Annotated in this window: 1 pseudogene; it reads right to left on the bottom strand. The window is 42.7% G+C overall.

The annotated features are described in order from the left end of the window. Positions 1–148: 148 nt before the first annotated feature. Positions 149–634 (bottom strand): annotated as a pseudogene (locus tag GC098_RS18240) (IS110 family RNA-guided transposase); the annotation flags it as partial.

Genomic DNA, 634 nt, shown 5'->3' with positions numbered 1-634 from the left:
CTGATGCTGGCAGCCTATTTGTAATTGTGCTATCGTTTCCCGTTAGCGGAACGCTCATGAACGCAAATAAACACCAGCCTAGATTACTGACAACATCTCCTACTTTGTCCTTTCTGTTATTTCATTTAGCTTATCAATAATTATTTCATCATTCTTTAATGCCAAGGCCGATAGATCGAAGATGATCAGCCATAGGAATTTCGCTGAGCAACACTTCTATATCTTTTTCAATTCTCTCTAGTATCTCAACCATCTGCTCGAACTCTTGTAATAGCCATCGTAAATCCTGCTTTGCTTCATTTAGAGCAGTCGTTTCGCCTATACTGTTCTTAGCTTGAGCGATGATCTGCGCTGCCTTCTGCATACCAGTCGAGCCACCAGCTCGCTTCATATGCTCTCTCCATCCCGTGATCACCTCTGATACGGATAGAGACTCTATATCCTGCGAAGAAGGAAATTTCTTAAGAGTAGCTAAGGAACGTTTGCAGGTCCAGTCTTTAAACACCGAGAAATACTCGGGGAACCGAATGTCTAACCAACGAATGATCCGATTCTGGAGTCGTACACTATTCGTCACCCAAAATTCACGGTCACTCATAATCGTTTTCAACTTCTGAAAAACGATAGCCTGTCG

Origin of the sequence: Paenibacillus phytorum (genome assembly GCF_013141715.1) — a bacterium.
In the GTDB taxonomy this organism is placed as follows: Bacteria; Bacillota; Bacilli; order Paenibacillales; family NBRC-103111; genus Paenibacillus_E; species Paenibacillus_E phytorum.
Note: the sequence above shows the minus strand (reverse complement) of the source record. Positions and strands in the feature narration are given on the sequence as shown.